The organism is Rhodococcus sp. JS3073 (assembly GCF_026810085.1).
GTDB lineage: Bacteria > Actinomycetota > Actinomycetes > Mycobacteriales > Mycobacteriaceae > Rhodococcus_F > Rhodococcus_F wratislaviensis.
Genome location: NZ_CP113951.1, coordinates 6,111,182 through 6,131,576, shown reverse-complemented (window position 1 = coordinate 6,131,576; position 20,395 = coordinate 6,111,182). Strand labels below are relative to the sequence as shown.

General features: G+C 69.0%; 7 protein-coding genes. 2 read left to right on the top strand and 5 right to left on the bottom strand.

The genetic code is table 11. From position 1 onward, the window contains the following. Positions 1 to 177: 177 nt before the first annotated feature. Positions 178 to 1,092: an AurF N-oxygenase family protein gene (locus OYT95_RS27670; RefSeq protein ID WP_128641500.1), complete on the top strand. Its 915-nt coding sequence runs from the start codon at positions 178 to 180 to the stop codon at positions 1,090 to 1,092. Positions 1,093 to 1,161: 69 nt separating this feature from the next. Here OYT95_RS27670 and fgd read toward each other — a convergent pair whose 3' ends face one another. Both fgd and OYT95_RS27660 read right to left on the bottom strand, forming a co-directional pair. Then, a complete protein-coding gene (fgd, locus tag OYT95_RS27665; RefSeq protein WP_268789662.1) occupies positions 1,162 to 2,169 on the bottom strand; it encodes a glucose-6-phosphate dehydrogenase (coenzyme-F420) in 1,008 nt (335 codons plus the stop codon). A gap of 55 nt (positions 2,170 to 2,224) precedes the next feature. After that, a complete protein-coding gene (locus OYT95_RS27660) occupies positions 2,225 to 2,566 on the bottom strand; it encodes a YidH family protein (protein ID WP_037240845.1) in 342 nt (113 codons plus the stop codon). Positions 2,567 to 2,658: 92 nt separating this feature from the next. Between OYT95_RS27660 and OYT95_RS27655 the strand changes: the two genes are divergently transcribed. Beyond that, the gene (locus OYT95_RS27655) at positions 2,659 to 3,618 is read left to right on the top strand and encodes an alpha/beta hydrolase (protein WP_268789661.1); all 960 of its coding nucleotides are present in this window, start codon (positions 2,659 to 2,661) and stop codon (positions 3,616 to 3,618) included. Here OYT95_RS27655 and OYT95_RS27650 read toward each other — a convergent pair. Genes OYT95_RS27650 through OYT95_RS27640 form a run of 3 tightly spaced genes read right to left on the bottom strand, consistent with a single transcriptional unit; the run spans position 3,574 to position 20,385 of the window. After that, on the bottom strand, positions 3,574 to 15,111 hold the full coding sequence (locus tag OYT95_RS27650; RefSeq protein ID WP_268789660.1) for a non-ribosomal peptide synthetase: 11,538 nt from the start codon (positions 15,109 to 15,111) through the stop codon (positions 3,574 to 3,576). The genes OYT95_RS27655 and OYT95_RS27650 overlap by 45 nt on opposite strands. Then, the gene (locus OYT95_RS27645) at positions 15,098 to 15,958 is read right to left on the bottom strand and encodes a 3-hydroxyacyl-CoA dehydrogenase family protein (protein WP_268789659.1); all 861 of its coding nucleotides are present in this window, start codon (positions 15,956 to 15,958) and stop codon (positions 15,098 to 15,100) included. Before OYT95_RS27645 ends, OYT95_RS27650 begins: the two co-directional genes overlap by 14 nt. Then, positions 15,955 to 20,385 carry a condensation domain-containing protein gene (locus OYT95_RS27640; RefSeq protein WP_328286568.1) on the bottom strand — a complete coding sequence of 1,477 codons (4,431 nt, stop codon included), beginning with the start codon at positions 20,383 to 20,385 and terminating at the stop codon, positions 15,955 to 15,957. Before OYT95_RS27640 ends, OYT95_RS27645 begins: the two co-directional genes overlap by 4 nt. Positions 20,386 to 20,395 lie beyond the last annotated feature (10 nt).

Genomic DNA, 20,395 nt, shown 5'->3' with positions numbered 1-20,395 from the left:
GATCGGCAAATTTTGAGCAAGCCTCGAGTCGGAGTTGTGGGGATCATCACCGAGGCCTTGACGCCCGAGGACCTACCTATTCTTTGTCCACTGTTTGTACACCAGAGGCATTGACGTCAAGGATCTTCTTCGACATGATTAGGTGTAACTGCTAGACACACTGACATGGAGGATCTCATGGCACGCTCGACGCTCGCTATCCGCAATCCGAAGATCACGGATCGCCAGGACACCGGCGCCCGGCTTCTCCAGTCCTCCGCACGCATGTCGTACGACCCGACCGTCGAGGTCGACTGGGACGCGCCCGTCCCCGACGACCTGTACGGCCTCACACCCGAGTGGTCCACGCTGTACGGCACGCCGATGTGGGACGAGATGACGTTCGAACAGCAGATCACGCTGACGAAGCACGAGGTGTCCTCGATCATGGGCACCGGAATCTGGTTCGAGATGATCCTCCAGCAGATGGTCATCCGGGACATGTACGCCACGGACGCGTCGCAGGCCCATTTCCAGTTCGCGCTGACCGAGGTGGCCGACGAGTGCAGGCACTCGGTGATGTTCGCGCGCACCGCCGAGAAGTTCGGGTGCCCCTCCTATGTTCCGCGCAAGTCGGTGGTGACGCTGGGTCGCGGGTTCAAGGCGCTCGCCTCGGGAGAGGTCGCGTACGCCGGCATTCTCGTCGCCGAGGAGATCCTCGACGTCATGCAGCGCGACTGGATGAAGGACACACGCGTCCAGCCGATCGTCCGCGTCACCAGCAAGATTCACGTGGTCGAAGAAGCGCGGCACATGCGCTTCGCCCGGGAGGAGACGCTGCGACGGGCTCAGGGCATGAGCAAGGCACACCGTGCGGCGAGCCGCGCGTGCATCGCGATCGCGTCGAACCTGATCGTCTCCAGCATGATCAACCCCGCCGTCTACGCGGCAGCCGGGCTGGACACCGAACGCGCGTTGCGCGAGGCGAAGAACAACCGGTTCCGGGCCGAGAAGATCCGTGAGAGTTCGCAGCCGCTCATGCGGTTCCTGGACGATGCCGATCTGCTCGGCGGTCCGTCCCGCCATCTCTACAAGCGCGTGAACATGCTCTGAGGCGCTCCGCGCCCGTGAGTGGTTGACGAGTCACTGCACTCGTTAACCACGCACGGGCGGCGAAGCCGCCTATCCCCGCAACCGCGGCGCGAGATCCCGCTCGAAGAGTTCCAGGAACCGCTTCTGATCGTGGCCGGGAGCGTGGAACACCAGGTGGTTCAACCCCGCATCGAGATACGGGCGGATCTGCGCCACCGCCTCATCCGGATCCGACGCCACGATCCACCGCTTCGCCACCTGCTCGATCGGCAACGCATCGGCTGCCTTCTCCATCTCGATCGGATCGTCGATCGAGTGCTTCTGCTCCGGCGTCAACGACAACGGCGCCCAGAACCTCGTGTTCTCCAGCGCCAACTCGGGATCCGTGTCGTACGAAATCTTGATCTCGATCATCTTGTCGATCTCCGCCACATCACGGTCCGCCTTCTCCGCCCCCTCCGCGACGGCAGGCATCAACTTCTCCGTGTACAGCTCCATGCCCTTACCGGACGTGCAGATGAACCCGTCACCGCTACGACCGGCGTACCGGGCCACCACCGGACCACCGGCGGCGATGTACACCGGAATCCCTCCCTCGGGCACGTCGTAGATCGACGCCCCCTTCGTGGTGAAGTACTCCCCCTCGAAATCGACCCGGTCGCCGAGCCACAGTTCGCGCATCAACCGGACCGCCTCCCGCAGCCGCGCGAACCGCTCCTTGAACTCCGGCCACTGACCCGCGAAGCCTGTCGCGATCTCGTTGAGCGCCTCCCCGGTGCCCACCCCGAGCATGATCCGCCCCGGGTACAGACACCCCATCGTCGCGAACGCCTGCGCCACCACCGCCGGGTTGTACCGGAACGTCGGCGTCATCACCGACGTCCCCAACTGCAACCGTGACGTGCGCTCCCCGACCGCCGTCATCCACGCCAACGAGAACGGCGCATGACCACCCTCGTGCCGCCACGGCTGGAAATGATCCGACACCGTCGCCGAATCCATACCGTGTGCCTCCGCCAGAACACCCAGCTCCACCAACTCCCGCGGACCGAACTGCTCCGCGGACGCCTTGTAACCGAGCTTGAGTTCGTGGGCCACCGTGTACTCCTTCGTCTTCACGTCCGGTTCGCGAGATGCAAACCTCTTCTGCAGGTTAGAGCGCGGCCACCAGGCTGGCGAGCGCCGCTCCCAGTGCCACCACCGTCAGTGTCACCGCGAACAGCCACAACTCGTGGGGCGGCGGCATCGGTGATCCGTCGCGCAGGGCCTTCTCGACCTGCGACCACCGCCGCATGCCGACGAGGGCCGCGGCTGCGGCGAGACCGATCAGGATCAGGCCGAGGGTCGTCCGCACCCACCCGGTGCTGAATTCGGGGACCAGGTGGATCATCGCGATGCCACCGGCCAGAAGTGCGAGCGAACTTCGCATCCAGGCGAGGAACGTCCGCTCGCTTGCGAGGGTGAAACGCTCGTCGGGCCGGTCGTTGTCGGTCACCGAATCATCTTTACACCGGTTCGCTGGAACCGCACCAAGCAGGTACCCCGCAGTCCTAGATTGGAAGGGCAGGCCACAGCCAGGGGGCGTCCATGCGACCGTTCGAAGCTCTGCGATCCGCGTTCTCTCTGCGTGTACTGGCGGTGATGCTGCTGGTCGTATCCGGGTGGGCGGTGCTCGGTCCGCCGGCGGCGTCGGCGGAGCCCCGCATCGCCAGGGTGGACGTGTATTCGGAGTCGATGGGCCGGTGGGTGGCCAACGACGTCATCTCTCCCGCATCGGGCGGTTCGGCGCCCACCTTCTACCTGCTCACCGGGATCGGCGGCGGGTCGGACGGGATCTCCTGGTTCAACAACACCGGTGTGCGGGACTTCTTCGCCGACAAGCACGTCAACGTGGTAATGCCGATCGGCGGCCAGTACAGCATGTACACCGACTGGGATGCCGACGATCCGGTCCTCGGCCGGAACAAGTGGCAGACCTACCTGACGAGCGAACTCCCCGCAGCCATCGACGGCCGGTTCGCGACCACCGGGGCGAACGCGATCGGCGGGGTGTCGATGGCGGGCGGCGCGGTACTCGATCTCGCCATTCAGGCTCCGGGTTTCTATCGTGCCGTCGGCTCGTACAGCGGGTGTGCCGCGACGAGTGGGCTGCTAGGTCAGGCGATGGTGCGGTCGATGGTGGAATTGCGGGGCGGCGGCAATGCGGCCAACATGTGGGGCTCTGCCGTGGACCCGCGGTGGCGGGTGCACGACCCGATGCTGAATGCCGAACGTCTGCGCGGCACAGAAGTGTTCGTCTCGAGCGGCAACGGACTTCCCGGCAGCATCGACAACCACGACCCCGTGCTGGTGGTGCCCCAGACGATCGGCGGCAGCGTCGTCGAGATGGTGACCAACGCGTGTGCGGCCGCGTTCCAGTCGCGGCTGCACTCGCTGGGGATTCCCGCCACGTTCACGTATCTCTCGCAGGGCACGCATTCGTGGGGGCTGTTCGAGACCGAGTTACGGGAGTCCTGGCCCGTCATCGGCGGTGCGATCGGGGCGTGACGCCAGAGACCGCTCCAGGATCGGCCCGATGACCGCGAGGGCTTCCGGTGTGGTCATCCGCAGGTGGTCACACTCCACCTTGTGCTCGACGATCACGCCGGTGACCGCGGGCTGCCAGACGCTCGGCGACGGCCGTTCGCCTTCCTCCCCGGCGGCGGACTGCCCGGCGCTGAAGAACAGCAGGTCGCCGTCGAACACCCGCGGCCTGTATCCGGTGGAGATCTGCTTCGAGTTCTCCAGGCCGGTGCTGATGCGTCCGAGGAGGGTCGACGCGAACGCGGGGTCGCGGCCGAAGGACCGTCCGAGCATCTCGACCAATTGCTCGCGGTATGACGTGCCGGTGTCGCCCTCGCCCTCGAACTCGACACCCAGCCCGTGCAGCCACTCCTCGGCGTTCACCTCGAGGTCACCGAAGTTTTCGCCCTCCGCGACGTAGCTGTCCATCATCGCGAGGGTGCCGACCTCGGCGCCGGACTCACGGAGTTCGACGGCTATGGCCTGGGCGATGACACCGCCGAGGGACCAGCCCAGCAGGTGGTAGGGACCCTGGGGCTGCACCGCACGCATCTCGACGACGTAGCGGTGGGCGAGTTGCGCCATCGACTCGAACGTCGTTCCGCCGCTGAGGATCGGCAGTTGCAGTCCGTACACCGGACGGTCGGGCGAGACGTACTTCATCAGTCCGGCGTATCCCAGCGCGAGTCCGCCTGCCGGGTGCACGCAGAACAGCGCGGGTTGTGCGCCGGACGCCCGGAACGGCACGACGACGTTCAGCACGTCGTCGGCCGGCATGCTTCCGAGCACCGACGGGTCGACGATGCGGCGAGCCAGGCCTTCCGGGGTGGGGTTGCGGAAGATCCACTGCAGGACGACGTCGGTGCCGAGCCGGTCGCGGAGCGCGGACGCCACCCGGGTCGCGACGAGAGAGTTCCCGCCCAGCTCGAAGAAGTCGTCGTCGGCCCCGACGCGGTCGATTCCCAGGATGTCGGCGAAGACTTCCGCCACCGCCTCCTCGATTGCGGTGGCGGGCGCCCGGAACTCTCGTGGCGCGAGAATCGGTGCGGGTAGCGCTCGCCGGTCCAGCTTGCCGGTGCGGCCGACGGGCAGCCGGTCGAGCACCACCAGCTGGGCGGGCACCATGTAGGGCGCGAGGTGGGATCCGGCGTACCGGAGTACCTCGGCGGTGTCGATGCTCGCACCGGCTTCGGCCGTCACGTATCCCACCAGCCGGTCGCCGGTGCCGCTGTGCACGGTGACCGCCGCGCGGCCGACGCCGTCGCAGCGGGCCAGCACCGACTCGATCTCGCCGAGTTCCACCCGCTGGCCACGGATCTTCACCTGGAAGTCGTTGCGTCCCACATACTCCAGCCTGCCGATCTCACTCCACCGGACGAGGTCGCCGGTCCGGTACATGCGGGAGCCGGGTTCGCCGAACGGGTTCGCCACGAAGGACGCCGCCGTCAGCGCGGACCGCCGGTGGTAGCCGCGCGCCAGGCCCGGCCCGGCGACGTACAGTTCCCCGATCACGCCCACCGGAACGGGCTGCAACCACGCGTTCACCACGATCACGTCGACGCCCCGCCCCGGGCCTCCGACGTTCACCGGTTCGTCGGGCGAGAGCACCTCGCTGACCGTGGTCTGCACCGTCGCCTCGGTGGGTCCGTATCCGTTGAAGACGAATCGTCCCGGGGTCCAGCGGTCGGCCAGTTCGGGTGGGAACCGCTCGCCCGCGACGGCGAGAATCCGCAGGGACGGAACGTCCTCGGGGCGGAGGGTGTCCAGGATCGTGGGTGTGAAGAATGCGTGCGAGACGTGTTCGCTGGTGAGGAGTTCGGCCAGTTCCCGCCCCCCGAGGACCGTCGGTGGCACGACGACCAGTGTCGCGCCGACGGCGAACGCCATCAGCAGTTCGAACAACGACGCGTCGAAGCTCGGTGACGCCAGATGCGACACCCGCGCACCGTGCATGGATGCGAACCGTTCCCGTTCCTCGACTGCGAGATTCGCGAGTCCGCCGTGCGTGAGCACGACCCCCTTCGGTGTTCCCGTCGATCCCGACGTATAGAGCAGGAACGCGGCGTGGTCGACTCTCAGCGGACGCAGCCGGTCGGCGTCGGTCACCGCGTCGCCGGAGTATTCGCTCGCCACCGCGGGATCGTCGAGCAACAACCACGGGACCACTCCCGGTAGCCGGTCACGGTGCGCCGTCGCCGTCAACCCGAGCACCGCACCCGAATCCTCGAGCATGCCGCCGGTGCGCGCGGGCGGCAGGGCGGGATCGACCGGCACGTACGCCGCCCCCGATTTCGCGACCGCCCACACCGACAGCACCCATTCGATCGATCGCGGCACGCCGATCGCGACGAATGCGTCCGGGCCGGCACCCCGACGGATCAGAGCCCTGGCCAGTCGGTTCGACCGCTCGTCGAGTTCCCGGTACGACACGGTGACGCCTTCGCACGACACTGCGGTCGCCCCCGGTGCGAGCGCGGCGCCCGCGGTGAGGACGTCCGGGAGTGTGCGCTCCGCGGCCGCGGGAAAGCCGCGCATGGGCACGAGTTCGTCCCGTTCGAGGGCGTCGAGGATCTCGAGGTCGCCGACCCTGATCGACGGGTCGGTGACGGCGGTGTCGAGCATCCGGACGAACCGGTCGGCCAGGCCTGCGACGGTTTCGGCGTCGAAAAGGTCGGTGGCGTAGGTGAAACCGGCCGTGATGCCTGCCGGTGTTCCGTCGTCCGTGTACTCCTCGGACAACGTCAGCTGCAGGTCGAACCTGGCGATCGTCGCACCGAGATCGATACCGCCCACCTCGACGCCGGGCAGCGAGAGGTCGGGGCGCTCCACGTTCTGGAACTCGAGCAGCACCTGGAACAGCGGTGAATGTGCCGTCGAGCGGGGCGGATCCAGCGCTTCCACGACCTTCTCGAACGGCACCTCCGCGTGGGCGTACGCACCGAGATCGACGTCGCGCACCTGCTCGAGCAGTTCGGAGAACCGGCTCGCGTCGGCGACGACGGTCCGCAGCACCACGGTGTTGACGAACATCCCGACGACGTCGTCGAGGGCGGCCTCGCCGCGACCGGCGACCGGGGTGCCGACGGCGATGTCCTCGGTACCGGACATCCTCGCGAGGAACGCGGCCAGGGCGGCGTGCGCGACCATGAACACGGTCGACTGGTGCGTGGACGCCGTCGCCAGCAGCCGGCGGTGCAGACCGGCGTCGATCTCGAATCCGACCCTGCTCCCGTCGGGCGTGCGTTGCATCGACCGCGGGCGGTCGGCGGGCAGGTCCAGGGCGGCGGGGAGACCGGCCAGTGTGGTGCGCCAGTAGTCCAGTTGCTGCGACACCATCGACTGCGGATCGTCTTCCGACCCGAGGAGTTGGCGCTGCCAGAGCGTGAAATCGGCGTACTGGACCGTCGGCGGGCGCCACTCCGGGGCGTGCCCCGCCGCCCGCGCGGTGTATGCCACCATCATGTCGCGCGCGAGCGGGACCATCGACACGCCGTCCGCGACGATGTGGTGGACCACCACCAGCAGCACGCGGTCGGTGTCGGAGGTCTCGAACACGGCTGCCCGCACCGGGATCTGCTCTGTGACGTCGAACCCCTCCGCGACCGCCGCCGACAGCCGTTCCCGCAACTCCGCTTCGCTCGACACGGACGTGACGGGCAGGTCCGGCACCGAATCAGCGGCCGAGAGGATCACCTGCACCGGTTCTTCGCCGGCCATCGGGAATCGGGTGCGGAGCGATTCGTGACGCTCCACCACATCGGACACCGCAGCCCGCAGCGCACCGAGGTCGAGTGCGCCGGTGAGCCGGAACGCCATGGCGATGTTGTAGGCGGGTGACGAGGTGTCGAACTGGTTGAGGAACCACATGCGGGTCTGGGCCAGGGACAGGGGAATACGCTCGGGGCGCGGCGCTGCCCGCAACTCCGGCCGATGTGTCAGCACACCTGCTTTCGCCGCGCGCTCCGCGAACCCGGCCACGGTGGGCGCCTCGAACAGGGCGTGTACGCCGACGTCGGCGCCGAGAGCGGCATCGACCCGTGCGACGACCCGGGTGGCCGACAGCGAATCTCCGCCCAACCGGAAGAAGTCGTCGTCGGCACCGACGTGGTCGACACCGAGGACGTCGCCGTACACCGCGGCGACGACGGCCTCGAACGGGGTGGCCGGAGCCCGGAATCGGCGCACCGGAGCGTCCGGTGCGGGGAGTGCGGCACGATCCACCTTCCCACTCGCCGTCACCGGCAACTCCCCCAACACCACCACCACCGACGGCACCACACCCCCCGGCAACACCGACCCCGCAAACTCCACCACCACACCCGGATCCACCCGCACCCCCACCTCCGGCACCACATACCCCACCAACCGACCACCCTCACCCACCACCACCACAGCCGCCCCCACCCCCGGACACGACACCAACACCGACTCCACCTCCCCCAACTCCACCCGCTGACCCCGCACCTTCACCTGAAAATCAGCACGCCCCACAAACACCAACGACCCCAACCCATCCCACCGAACCAAATCCCCCGTCCGATACAACCGCGACCCCACCACCCCAAACGGATTCGCCACAAACGACCCCGCCGTCAACCCCGCCCGCCCCAGATACCCCCGCGCCAACCCCGCACCCCCCACATACAACTCCCCCACCACACCCACCGGCACCGGACGCAACCACCCATCCAGCACCACCACCTCCACACCCACCGCCGGACCACCCACCGTCACCACACCCCCCGCCACCAACGCATCACTGACCGTCGCCTGCACCGTCACCTCCGTCGGCCCATACGCATCGAAAAACTCCCGCCCCGGCGCCCACCGCGCCACCAACTCCGGCCCACACACCTCCCCCGCCACCACCAACACCCGCACCGACCCCAAACCCCCCGACTCCACCGTCGCCAACACCGACGGCGTCACAAAACAATGCGTCACCCCCTCCACCGACAACCACTCCCCCAACGCCGCACCCCCGAACACCCCCGGCGGCGCCACCACCAACCGCGCCCCCACCGAAAACGCCATCAACCACTCGTACACCGACGCATCAAAACTCGGCGACGCCACATGCGACACCACACACCCCGACCACAACCCGAACCGAACCCGCACCTCCTCAACCAAATTCGCCAACCCCCCATGCGTCACCACCACCCCCTTCGGCCGCCCCGTCGACCCCGACGTATACATCACATACGCCGCATCCCCCACCACCAACCGCCGCACCCGATCCCCATCCGACACCCCCGCACCCGACACCCCCTCCACCACCACCACATCATCAACCCGCAACCACTCCACCACCGACGGCAACACCACCCCCGACACCGACAACCCCACCACCGCACCCGAATCCACCAACAACTCCCGCACCCGCACCACCGGCAACCCCGGATCCACCGGCACAAACGCCGCCCCCGACTTCACCACCGCCCACACCGCCACCAACAACTCCACCGACCGCGGCACCGCCACCCCCACCACCAACCCCGGACCCACACCCCGCCCGATCAACACCCGCGCCCACCGATTCGACCACTCATCCAACTCCCCATACGACAACTCCACACCCCCACACGAGACCGCCACACCACCCCGATTCGCCGCAACACCCCCCGCCACAATCTCCGGCAACAACCGCACCCCCACACCCACCCCACCCCGCACCGGCACCAACAACCCACGCTCCACCACACCCAACACATCCACACCAGCCAACGGCGTATCCGGATCGGAGGCCATCACCTCGAGCACCCGGGTCACCCGGCCTGCGATCGCGTCGACGGTGCCCCGGTCTACCAGGTCGGGTCGGTGGTGAAACGTCATGCGCAGCTGCGTGTCCACCGAGAAGGCGACGCTCAGCGGATAATGCGTGGCGTCGACGCCACGCACGTCGACCACCCGGATGCCGGCGAGGTCGGTGTCCTCGGTCAGGCCTCCCCGATCGATCGGGTACGACTCGAAGACGGTCGCCGTGTCGAAACCGATGTCGGGGCCGGCTGCTCGCTGGATGTCGGCGAGCCCGAGGTGATGGTGGTCGAGGAGGGCTGCCTGTTCCGCTTGTGTCCGGTCGAGCAGCCGGCCCAGCGTTTCCCGGGGGTTCAGCGTGATGCGGGTGGGCACGGTGTTGACGAACAACCCGATCATCGATTCGACACCGGACAGGTGCGGTGACCGGCCGGACACGGTGCTCCCGAACGTCACGTCGTGGCGGGAGGTTGCTGCGCCGAGCACGATGCCCCACGCCACCTGCGTCACCGTGTTCAGTGTCGTGTTGCGGGTGCGCGCGAGTCTCGTGAGGTCGGCGGTCAGTTCCTCGGACACAGTGAACCGGGCACTCTCGGGAGGAGCCGACAGCGGCCGTCCCTGTGCGTCGGGCACGAGCAGCGTCGGACCGTCGACGCCGGCGAGCGCGGTCGCCCACGCCGCTCGCGAGTCCGCCGGGTCTCGGCGATGCAGCCACGACAGGAAGTCTCGGTAGGGCCGGGAGCGTGGCAGCGCCGACACGTCCTCGTCTCCGGCCACATAGAGCGCGAGCAGCTCGCGGATCGCCGGCGGCATCGACCATCCGTCGAGAAGGGTGTGATGATTGGTCCACACGAGCCGCGATTCGCGGCTGCCGGTCGTCACGAGCAGGAACCGCACCAGAGGGGCCCGGGACGTGTCGAACGGCTCGGCGCGGTCGGCGGTGAGGACCCGGTCCAGTTCGGCGGTGCGCACGGCCTCGGGTAGATCCGTGAGGTCGATCTCGCGGAACGGTACGTCGACCGCCGCGGGAACCACCTGGACGAATGTTCCGTCTCGGGCGGGAACGAACGCCACCCGCAGATTCGCGTGCCTCTCCAGCAATGCCTGTGCGGCGCGGCGCATCCGGTCCGGGTCGACGGCGCCTTTCAGGTGCAGTTCCACCTGCACCGTGTATGCGTCGATCGACGATTTCGCCAGCAGCGCGTGGAACAGCAACCCGGCCTGCAATGGTGCGGGCGGCCACACGTCGGTGAGCACGCCGAAGCGCCGCTCCCATGTGTCGAGGTCGCTCTGGGTGACGTCGACGAGCGGAACGTCCGACGGTGTGAGTCCGCCTGCGTCCCCACTGCGAGCGTGGGACACCAAGGCGAACACCGTTTCCCGCCATCGTGCTGCCAGCCGCTCCACGTCGGCGTGCGCGAGCAGGGTGTCCGGGAAACCGAACCCGACCCGGAGTCGTCCGCCGATCACGATCGCGTTGACCTCGACGGCGGCAGACGCCGGCATGTCGGGGTCCGGGACGTACCGCAGGTCGCCGAACCCGTCGGCGGGACTCCAGCCGACCGCGGAGTTGCCGTCCGCCGAATCCGGCACCTGACCGAGATAGTTGAAGCTGATCTGCCCCGGTTCCGTTCTCGGCAGGCTGCCTGCGGTGTCCGCGTTCAGGTACCGGAGCAGACCGTAGCCGATGCCCATGTCGGGCACTGCCCTGAGTTGTTCTTTCACGCGTTTCACGGCGCTGCCCATGTCGTGGCCGCCGGCCAGTGCGTTGTCGAGGTCGATGCCCCGGAGATCGACGCGGACGGGGAAGACCGTCGTGAACCAGCCGACGGTGCGGGACAGGTCGGCACCGGGCACCACCTGTTGCTCCCGGCCGTGCCCTTCCAACCGGATCAGAGTCGACGTTCCCGGTATCCCCCGCTCCGCTCGCCACCTCGACGACGCCACCACCAGCGCCGTCAGCAGGACGTCGAGGACGCCCCCGTGATACAGCTCCGGCAGGCGTGTGAGCAGAGCGGACGTGTCGTCGCGGGACGTCTCGACACTCACGTCCTGCAGCGCGGTCGCGAGGTCCAGGCCCGGATCGAGGGGGCGGTCGGTGATCGGAGGATCCGGTCCTTCGACGACGTCTTGCCACCACACCAGCTCTGCGGCTCGCTCGCTGCGGGCAGCTTCCTCGGCCAGCGCGTGCGCCCAGCGGCGCATCGACGTCGCCGGTTCCGGGAGGTCCGGCGCGGCCCCCGTGCTGATCTGGGACCAGGCAGTTGCGAAGTCGGGCAGCAGAATCCGCCACGACACCCCGTCGACCGCGAGGTGGTGGGCCACCACGATCAATCGGCCTGCCCGGGCCGGGGGTGTGGCGGCAGGCTCCGGGTCGAGCCACACGAACTGGACGACCACCCCGTCGGACGGCCGCAATCTGTTCACGGCCGCTTGGTGCTCGGCGGCGATCAGGTCTGCCACCGTGCCGGGATCGGTCGCCGGGTCGAAGGCGATCCGCCGGACCAATGCGTCGGTGTCGATCTCTGTCGCGGCACGAGTCTCCATCTGCCACTGCCCGTTCGCGCCCTGATAGAGCCGCGACCGCAGCATGTCGTGTCGTGCGAGCACCGCGGTGATGGTCTCGAGGAGCCGGTCCGAGTCGATGCCGCCCGGGAGGTCGAGCAGCACGCTCTGGCTGAACCGCTCGAAGTGTCCGCCGCGCTCGATCAGGTACCGGACCACCGGCGTGGGCGGGAACGTGCCGATTCCGCCGCCCGCGAGTTCGGCGAGCGCAACCGTGGTCTCACCATCCGTGATCTCCGACTCCGCGGCCAGCGCGGCCACCGTCCGGTGCTCGAACACCTGCTGTGGCGTGAACACGAGACCTCGTGCCTTGGCACGGGATACGAGCCGGATCGACAGGATGCTGTCGCCGCCCAGCGCGAAGAACGACTCGTCCAAGCCGACCTGGTCGACGCCGAGCACTTCGGCGAACACCGACGCCAGCGTTTCTTCCGTCGCTGTCCGCGGCGCGCGGTGTGGACCACGCGCCACGTCCGGTGCGGGGAGTGCGGCACGATCCACCTTCCCACTCGCCGTCACCGGCAACTCCCCCAACACCACCACCACCGACGGCACCACACCCCCCGGCAACACCGACCCCGCAAACTCCACCACCACACCCGGATCCACCCGCACCCCCACCTCCGGCACCACATACCCCACCAACCGACCACCCTCACCCACCACCACCACAGCCGCCCCCACCCCCGGACACGACACCAACACCGACTCCACCTCCCCCAACTCCACCCGCTGACCCCGCACCTTCACCTGAAAATCAGCACGCCCCACAAACACCAACGACCCCAACCCATCCCACCGAACCAAATCCCCCGTCCGATACAACCGCGACCCCACCACCCCAAACGGATTCGCCACAAACGACCCCGCCGTCAACCCCGCCCGCCCCAGATACCCCCGCGCCAACCCCGCACCCCCCACATACAACTCCCCCACCACACCCACCGGCACCGGACGCAACCACCCATCCAGCACCACCACCTCCACACCCACCGCCGGACCACCCACCGTCACCACACCCCCCGCCACCAACGCATCACTGACCGTCGCCTGCACCGTCACCTCCGTCGGCCCATACGCATCGAAAAACTCCCGCCCCGGCGCCCACCGCGCCACCAACTCCGGCCCACACACCTCCCCCGCCACCACCAACACCCGCACCGACCCCAAACCCCCCGACTCCACCGTCGCCAACACCGACGGCGTCACAAAACAATGCGTCACCCCCTCCACCGACAACCACTCCCCCAACGCCGCACCCCCGAACACCCCCGGCGGCGCCACCACCAACCGCGCCCCCACCGAAAACGCCATCAACCACTCGTACACCGACGCATCAAAACTCGGCGACGCCACATGCGACACCACACACCCCGACCACAACCCGAACCGAACCCGCACCTCCTCAACCAAATTCGCCAACCCCCCATGCGTCACCACCACCCCCTTCGGCCGCCCCGTCGACCCCGACGTATACATCACATACGCCGCATCCCCCACCACCAACCGCCGCACCCGATCCCCATCCGACACCCCCGCACCCGACACCCCCTCCACCACCACCACATCATCAACCCGCAACCACTCCACCACCGACGGCAACACCACCCCCGACACCGACAACCCCACCACCGCACCCGAATCCACCAACAACTCCCGCACCCGCACCACCGGCAACCCCGGATCCACCGGCACAAACGCCGCCCCCGACTTCACCACCGCCCACACCGCCACCAACAACTCCACCGACCGCGGCACCGCCACCCCCACCACCAACCCCGGACCCACACCCCGCCCGATCAACACCCGCGCCCACCGATTCGACCACTCATCCAACTCCCCATACGACAACTCCACACCCCCACACGAGACCGCCACACCACCCCGATTCGCCGCAACACCCCCCGCCACAATCTCCGGCAACAACCGCACCCCCACACCCACCCCACCCCGCACCGGCACCAACAACCCACGCTCCACCACACCCAACACATCCACACCAGCCAACGGCGTATCCGGTGCCGCGACCGCGGCGTCGAGAATGTGGGCGAGGCGCTGGGCGTCACCGGGGCCGTGCACGTCGACGGTCCAGGAACCGTCTCGGTCGTCGACTTCCACGAACACCCCGCCGCCGGTGGAGTCCCACCGCTTCACGACGGCGACGGCACCCTCACCGATGCGCTCGACGCCGAGGTGTTCGCGCATTCCGCCTGCCACCGGCCACGATTCCACCGGACCATCTGCGGACGCGAGGAACCGGTGTCTCCGGGATCTCCGGAGTTGCAATCCCACGTTCCGTGTCAGCGCGTCGAACGTGAGTTGCGGTGCGAGGGACAGCCTCACGGGCGTGGTGGACCCGTGCGACCGGTGCCCGACCAGCACGTCCTCGACGCCGGTGCGGCTGTGCCGGTACACCGCCAGCGCCGCGAGCAGGACGGCGGCGGAACCACCACCACTGCGCCGTGCGAGCCGCACGAGCGCGCCGTCGGCGGGAATGGTGAACGGGCCTGGATTCCCCTCTTCGGCGATCGGTCCGGGCGGGGTCTCATGGCGCGGCGCTCCGGCGAGCAGGTGCTCCCAGTAGCGGCGATCGTCCGCCCAGGAGTCGCTCTCGCGGTATCGCGCATCGGAGGTCAACGGGACGGAGGGCGGCACGAACGGCCGGGACTCCGGCGGCGAGGTGGGAGCGGCTTCCCCCGTCTCGTAGGCCTCGGCGGTGCGGCGGACGATCGCCGTCATGCCCGGTTCGTCGTTCACCAGGCGGTGGTAGCGCTGGAACAACCCGTATCGGCCGTGCGGAAGCCGGAACAGGACGTGCACGTACAGCGGTCCGGTTCCGGGGTCCATCGGCCGGTTCAGCTCGTGGTCGATCCACGTCGTCACGAGCCGGCCGGGATCGTCGGACGCGGCGGCGTCGAGGACGTCCGGGCCGGTCACCGCGGCGCCGGCGACCTGTCCGGGTTCCGGGCCGTCGAGCACGAAAGTGGTGTGCAGGCCGTGGCATTCGGCCAGCGTCTGCTGCAGTGCCCGGCAGAACCGGTCTTCGTCGAGCGGCCCTTCGAGTTCGAGATACTGTCCGAAGGAGGAATCGGGCAGGTCGGCGCGGAGCACCGCGAGCTGATCGTAGGTGAGGGGCAGCACCTCACCGGTACTCATGAAATCCTCGCCCGGTCTTACGTCCGAGATGACCGGCCTCGACCAGGGCGACGAGCGCTTCGGGCGGGCGGTAGTGGTCGTCGCCGGTCAACTCGCGCAGCGCGGTCATCGTGTCGTGGACGTTGTCCAGGCCGATCAGGTCCGCGGTCCGCAGTGGTCCCATCGGGTGGCCGAGGCAGCCTTCGAACAACGCGTCGGTGGTGTCCGCGTCGGCGATACCGTCGCCGAGCGCGGTTGCCGCCTCGGCGATACACAGCATGAGGACACGGTTCAGCAGGAATCCGGGACCGTCGCCGACGACGATGCCGGTCTTGTTCAGTGAGGCGAGGAGCGCCAGCGCACGGTCCAGCGACTGCGGCGACGTCCGCGGCCCCCGCACCACCTCGACGGTGTCCTTGAGCGGCGCGGGGTTCATGAAATGCAGTCCGACCACCTGTTCCGGTCTCGTCGTACTGTCCGCGAGACGGTCGACGGGGATGCCGGAGGTGCACGACGCGAGTAGCGCGGCGGGTGCGCACACACGGTCCAGTTCGGCGAAGACCTTCTCCTTGAGGTCGATTCGCTCGGGAACGCATTCGATGACGACGGCGGCGTCCCGCAGATCGGTCATCTGCCCGGTCCAGTGCACCCGCGCGGTGACCTCGGCGGGTTTCGGACCACCGGCCCGGCCGAGGAGTATCGCGAGCCGCAGCGAGTCGCGCATCCGAGACCGGGCCCGCTCGACAGCCTGTGGGTCGGGGTCGACGACGATCACGTCGTGGCCGGCCTGCGCGAGACATTCGGCCACCCCGGCGCCCATGGTCCCCGCCCCCACCACACCGACGCTCATCGCACTGCCTTCACTCATCGCGCCGCCTCCGTCGAAAAGCCTGTGTCGTCCTGTTGCACGTACTCCATCGCCACCTCCTGGGTGGGCAGGTCGGGATGAGCCTCGAGTCCGGCGAGCAGCCGCCGGAGGTCGGTGAGCATCGCGGTAGCGGTGCTCCGGTCGAAGAGGTCGGTGGCGTAGTCGAGTTCGAGGGTGAGTGCCGTGGGACCGCGGGTCCACGACAGTCCGAGTTCGATGGGCGACGGGTCGGCCCGATCGTCACCGCCGTCGCGCTCCCCGTCGCAGCGCACCGGGAAGTGCTGCACCGCCGAGTCGGCCGCGCGAGGGTCCGAGGACAGCTCCCCGCGTACGGTCTCCACCAGCTCCGGGTAGGTGGGTTCTCCGGACAGGTCCACGGCGACGAGTCGCGGCGGTGTCCCCGGCCCCGGGACGGTGCCCACCGCCACCTCGTCCTGCGCCGTGTACCAGGCGAGGAGCGTGAGCCAGGCGGCGAGCAGTTCCGGGTGACCCGGCTGTCCGTCGAGCGTCGCCGTCACCCGTGCGGTCGAGTAGCTCGGCGGTTCCGCGCCGGTCGAGGGCTGCCGGGGCCGGTCGGCCGGGACCAGGGGCGGTGCCACCAGTCGCGCCGCCGGCGTTGGGGCTGCGTCGGTCAGGAACACGGAAATAGGTTGTGTGCGGGGCGCTTCCGCGACACCGTCGAGGATGCGGACGTACTCGGCGCACAGCGCGGCGGCAGTCCGCTCGGTGAACAGTTCCGTGCTGAACTCGAGCCCGGCCGCCATGCCGTCCTCGCCGCCCCGCTCCGTGGTGACGAGGGTGAGATCGAACTTGGCCGTGCCGGACGGCACCCCGCCGAACGCGATGGCCGCGGGGTCCTCCTGGTCGAACAGCGTCTCCGTGAGCCCTTGCTGCGACTGCAGCGCCGGCAGTTCCTGGTGGACGTGGCAGACGTCGAACAGGGGTGTCCGGCTCAGGTCCCGGTCGCCGGTGAGTGCGGTGACGACGCGGTCGAACGGGATCTCCTGGTGCTCGAGGGCGCCCAGCACGACATCGCGCACGCGGGCGCACAGCTCGGTGATGCTCGGGTCCCCGGACAGGTCGGCGCGCAGTGCCACCGTGCTGTTGAAGTACCCGATCATGCCGGACAGTTCCGGCCGGTTACGCCCGGTCGTCGGTGTCCCGACCACGAGGTCGCGCTGGCGGCTGCGGCTCGCCATGAGGAGGTAGAACGCGGAGAGCAGCACCACGAACAGCGACACGGACTCCCTCCGCGCCACGGCCCGCAGGCTCCGTGTCAGGTCCTCGGAGACGGTGAACGTGTGGAACGCGCCGGTGAAGTTCTTCCGTTCCGGGCGCGGGTGGTCGGTGGGCAGCCGGAGCACCGGCACATCCTCCAGAACGGTTCTCCAGTATTCGAGTTCGGAGTCGAGCGCGGCACTCGCGATCAGTTCCCGCTGCCACAGGGCGTAGTCCCAGTACTCGACGGGGAGCGGGGCGAGGTCGGCGCGGCGACCGGCTCGGCGTGCCGCGTACAGGGCGGGCAGTTCCTGTTCAAAGATCCTCGGCGAACCCCCGTCGTTGACGGAATGGTGGGTGGTGACCTGCAGGACGTGCTCGTCGGTGCCGATCCTGATGAGCAGAGCCCGCACGAGCGGGTCGGTGGCCAGGTCGAACGGTGCCACGGCGGCCTCGTGGACGAGGGCCCGGGCCGCGGCCACCGGATCCGGTTCGCCCGACACGTCGGCGGTGCGGAAGAAGTCGCCGAGGGATTCGCGGATCCGCAGTTCCGGCTCCCCGTCGACCTCGACGTAGTTGGACAGCAGCACCCGATGCCGCGCGGCGAGGTCGTCCCACATTCCCCGGACGGCGGATTCGTCGATCGGCCCGTGCAATTCGCTGACCATCGGGAGGTTGTAGATGGTCGTGACGGCGTCGAGTTGATGATGGAACCACATGCGTACCTGACCGAACGACATCACGTGCCGCCCCCGCGGCACGATCGGGGGTAGCCCACCGGACGCGGACGTGCCGTCCGCGAGGAGTGCGGCGAAGTCTGCGACCTTCGGCCGCTCGTAGAGGTCGATGAGTTTGGGCCGGACCCCGTACCGGTCCGACACCCGGTCGACGAGTTGCATGCCGATGAGCGAGTTTCCGCCGAGGTCGAAATAGTCGTCGTCGGCGCCGACATCCCTCTCGCTGTGGAGCAACTCGCGCAGTGTCGTCTGCAACCAGTCGAGGCTGTCTTCCGGCGCGGCCGTCACCGAGCGGGGGGTCGGTTCCGCCGAGGGATTGTCCGGCGCGTCGGCCCAGTCGGGTTGGCCCGGGAGGTCGAACCAGCACCGCGAGCCGCGCATCGGGTGGCCGGGAAGTCGCACTCGCCAGGCGGAGTCGTCACCGCGGTCGACGGCCGCCCAGTCGAGGTCGATTCCCCGCTCGTACAGCCCGGCGAGGAGGTGTGTGACCGCGTCGGACGTGTCCGGCGCGCGGAGTATTTCGGCGTCCGGCGTGTCGCGGAGAGCGTCGGCGAGCAGCGCGCCGAGGCGTCCCTCCGGGCTCGGCTCCACGAAGACGACGGGGCCGTCCGCGAGCATTCCCTTCGCGACCGCGACGAGCCGGTCCGTGTCGATCGAGGGGTCCACGGCCGCGGCGGCGATGTCAGCAGCCTCCACCGCCGACATCATGTCCCGCAGATACCGGGCCGCGTACCGGGACACGCCGCCGCTGAGGACGGCGTCGACGGTGACTCCCGCGGCACGAAGTTCGCGGTGGACGGCGATCTGGCCGGCGAGGAGGTCCGCATCGGCGCCGGTGGCGGGAAGCTCCGACGGCAGGGTGCGGCCGCGCAGTGCGGGCGGCATCCGATCGGGCGACAGCAGCAACGCCACGGCGGGGCGTTGCCGGGTGAGCGGTGCGGAGTCCTCGCCGCGGGCGTCGAGTTCGGCGGCGCGGGCGGCGAGCGACTGCGAGAGTTCGGCAATGCTGCGTGCGTGCACCGCCACCCGGTGGTCGTGGTGCGGGCGGCCGCGGTTGAGGGTGAAGACCACATCGTCGAGGTCGTGCCCGCGGATGGCAGTCGCCAGTTCGGCACACAGCGTGGCGAGGGCGCCCACGCTCTTCGCCGACACCCCGACCAATCGAGTCGTAGTGCCTGCGCGGGATCCGGCGGCACGCTCCGGCGGCTGTTCCACCACGCAGTGTGCGTTGATGCCGCCGAGGCTGAACGAACTCACCCCCGCCCGCCGGGGTCCGGTCTCGTCGCTCCACGTCCGGGCCTCGGTGACCACCTCGATTCCGTTGTCCGCGAGGTCGACTCCACCGGTGGGTCGTTCGAAGTGCAGCGACGGGTACAACTCGCCGTGCTCGACGGCCAGGATCGCCTTCACGAGGCCGGACACCCCGGCGGCGTGGTCGAGGTGACCGATGTTGGTCTTCACCGAACCGATCGGCAGTACGCCGGGACGGCCCCGGAACGCGGACGTGATCCCTTCGAGTTCGACCGCGTCGCCCAGTGGGGTTCCCGATCCGTGGGCCTCGAGGTACCCGGCATCGTCCGGGGTGAGACCCGCCTTCTGCCAGGCCCGGGAGATGACGGCCACCTGCGCCCGGGCGCTCGGGGAGCTGATCGTCGCGGACGAATGCCCGCTGGACACCGTTGCGGTGCCACGGATCACGGCGTGGACCGGGACGCGATCGGCGCGGGCGCGGGCCATCGTGGTGAGGAGAAGCGCCGCCCCACCCTCCCCGACCGCGGTGCCGTCCGCGTCCGCGTCGAACGCGCGGCAACGCCCGCCGGGTGACATCAGTTCCGCGGATCCTTCGGCCATGTCCGCGCGGAGGCCGTTCACCCGGAGACTGACTCCGCCCGCGAGGGCGAAGTCGGCGTCACCCGACCGCAGCTCCCGGCAGGCGTGGTGCACCGCGATGAGCGACCCGTTGCACCCCGAATCGACGGCATAGCAGGGTCCGGTGAGGCCGAGCTGGTACGCGATCCGGGCCGGTACGGCGAACGGAACGTTGCCCAGGGTGCTCAGCACTCCCGGTTCCGCCCACATCGCCGGATACGTCGAGGTGGCGGCGCTGAACACCACTGCCGTCGCACTGTCGCGGAACTCCGCCACCGAGTAGCCGGCGTCCTCGACCGCCTGATACGCGAGGACGAGTGCCAGACGCTGCTGCGGGTCGATCAGCGACGCTTCCCGTTTCGACAGGGTGAAGAAGGCGTAGTCGAACGTGGAGATGTCCTCGACGAAACCCATCGCGTGGTAGTGGGAGGGAGGTCCCAGCCCGGTCTCCTTCGCCCGTGACCGCGACAGCGGACGTACCGAATCCCGGCCCGCCGCGAGGTTGGCGCGGAACTCCGCCAGGTCCGCGGCCTCGGGGTAGCGCGCGGCGATGCCGACCACGGCGATGTCGTCGTCGCCCGGCGTGGGATGTCGCATGGTAATGCCTCCTCCC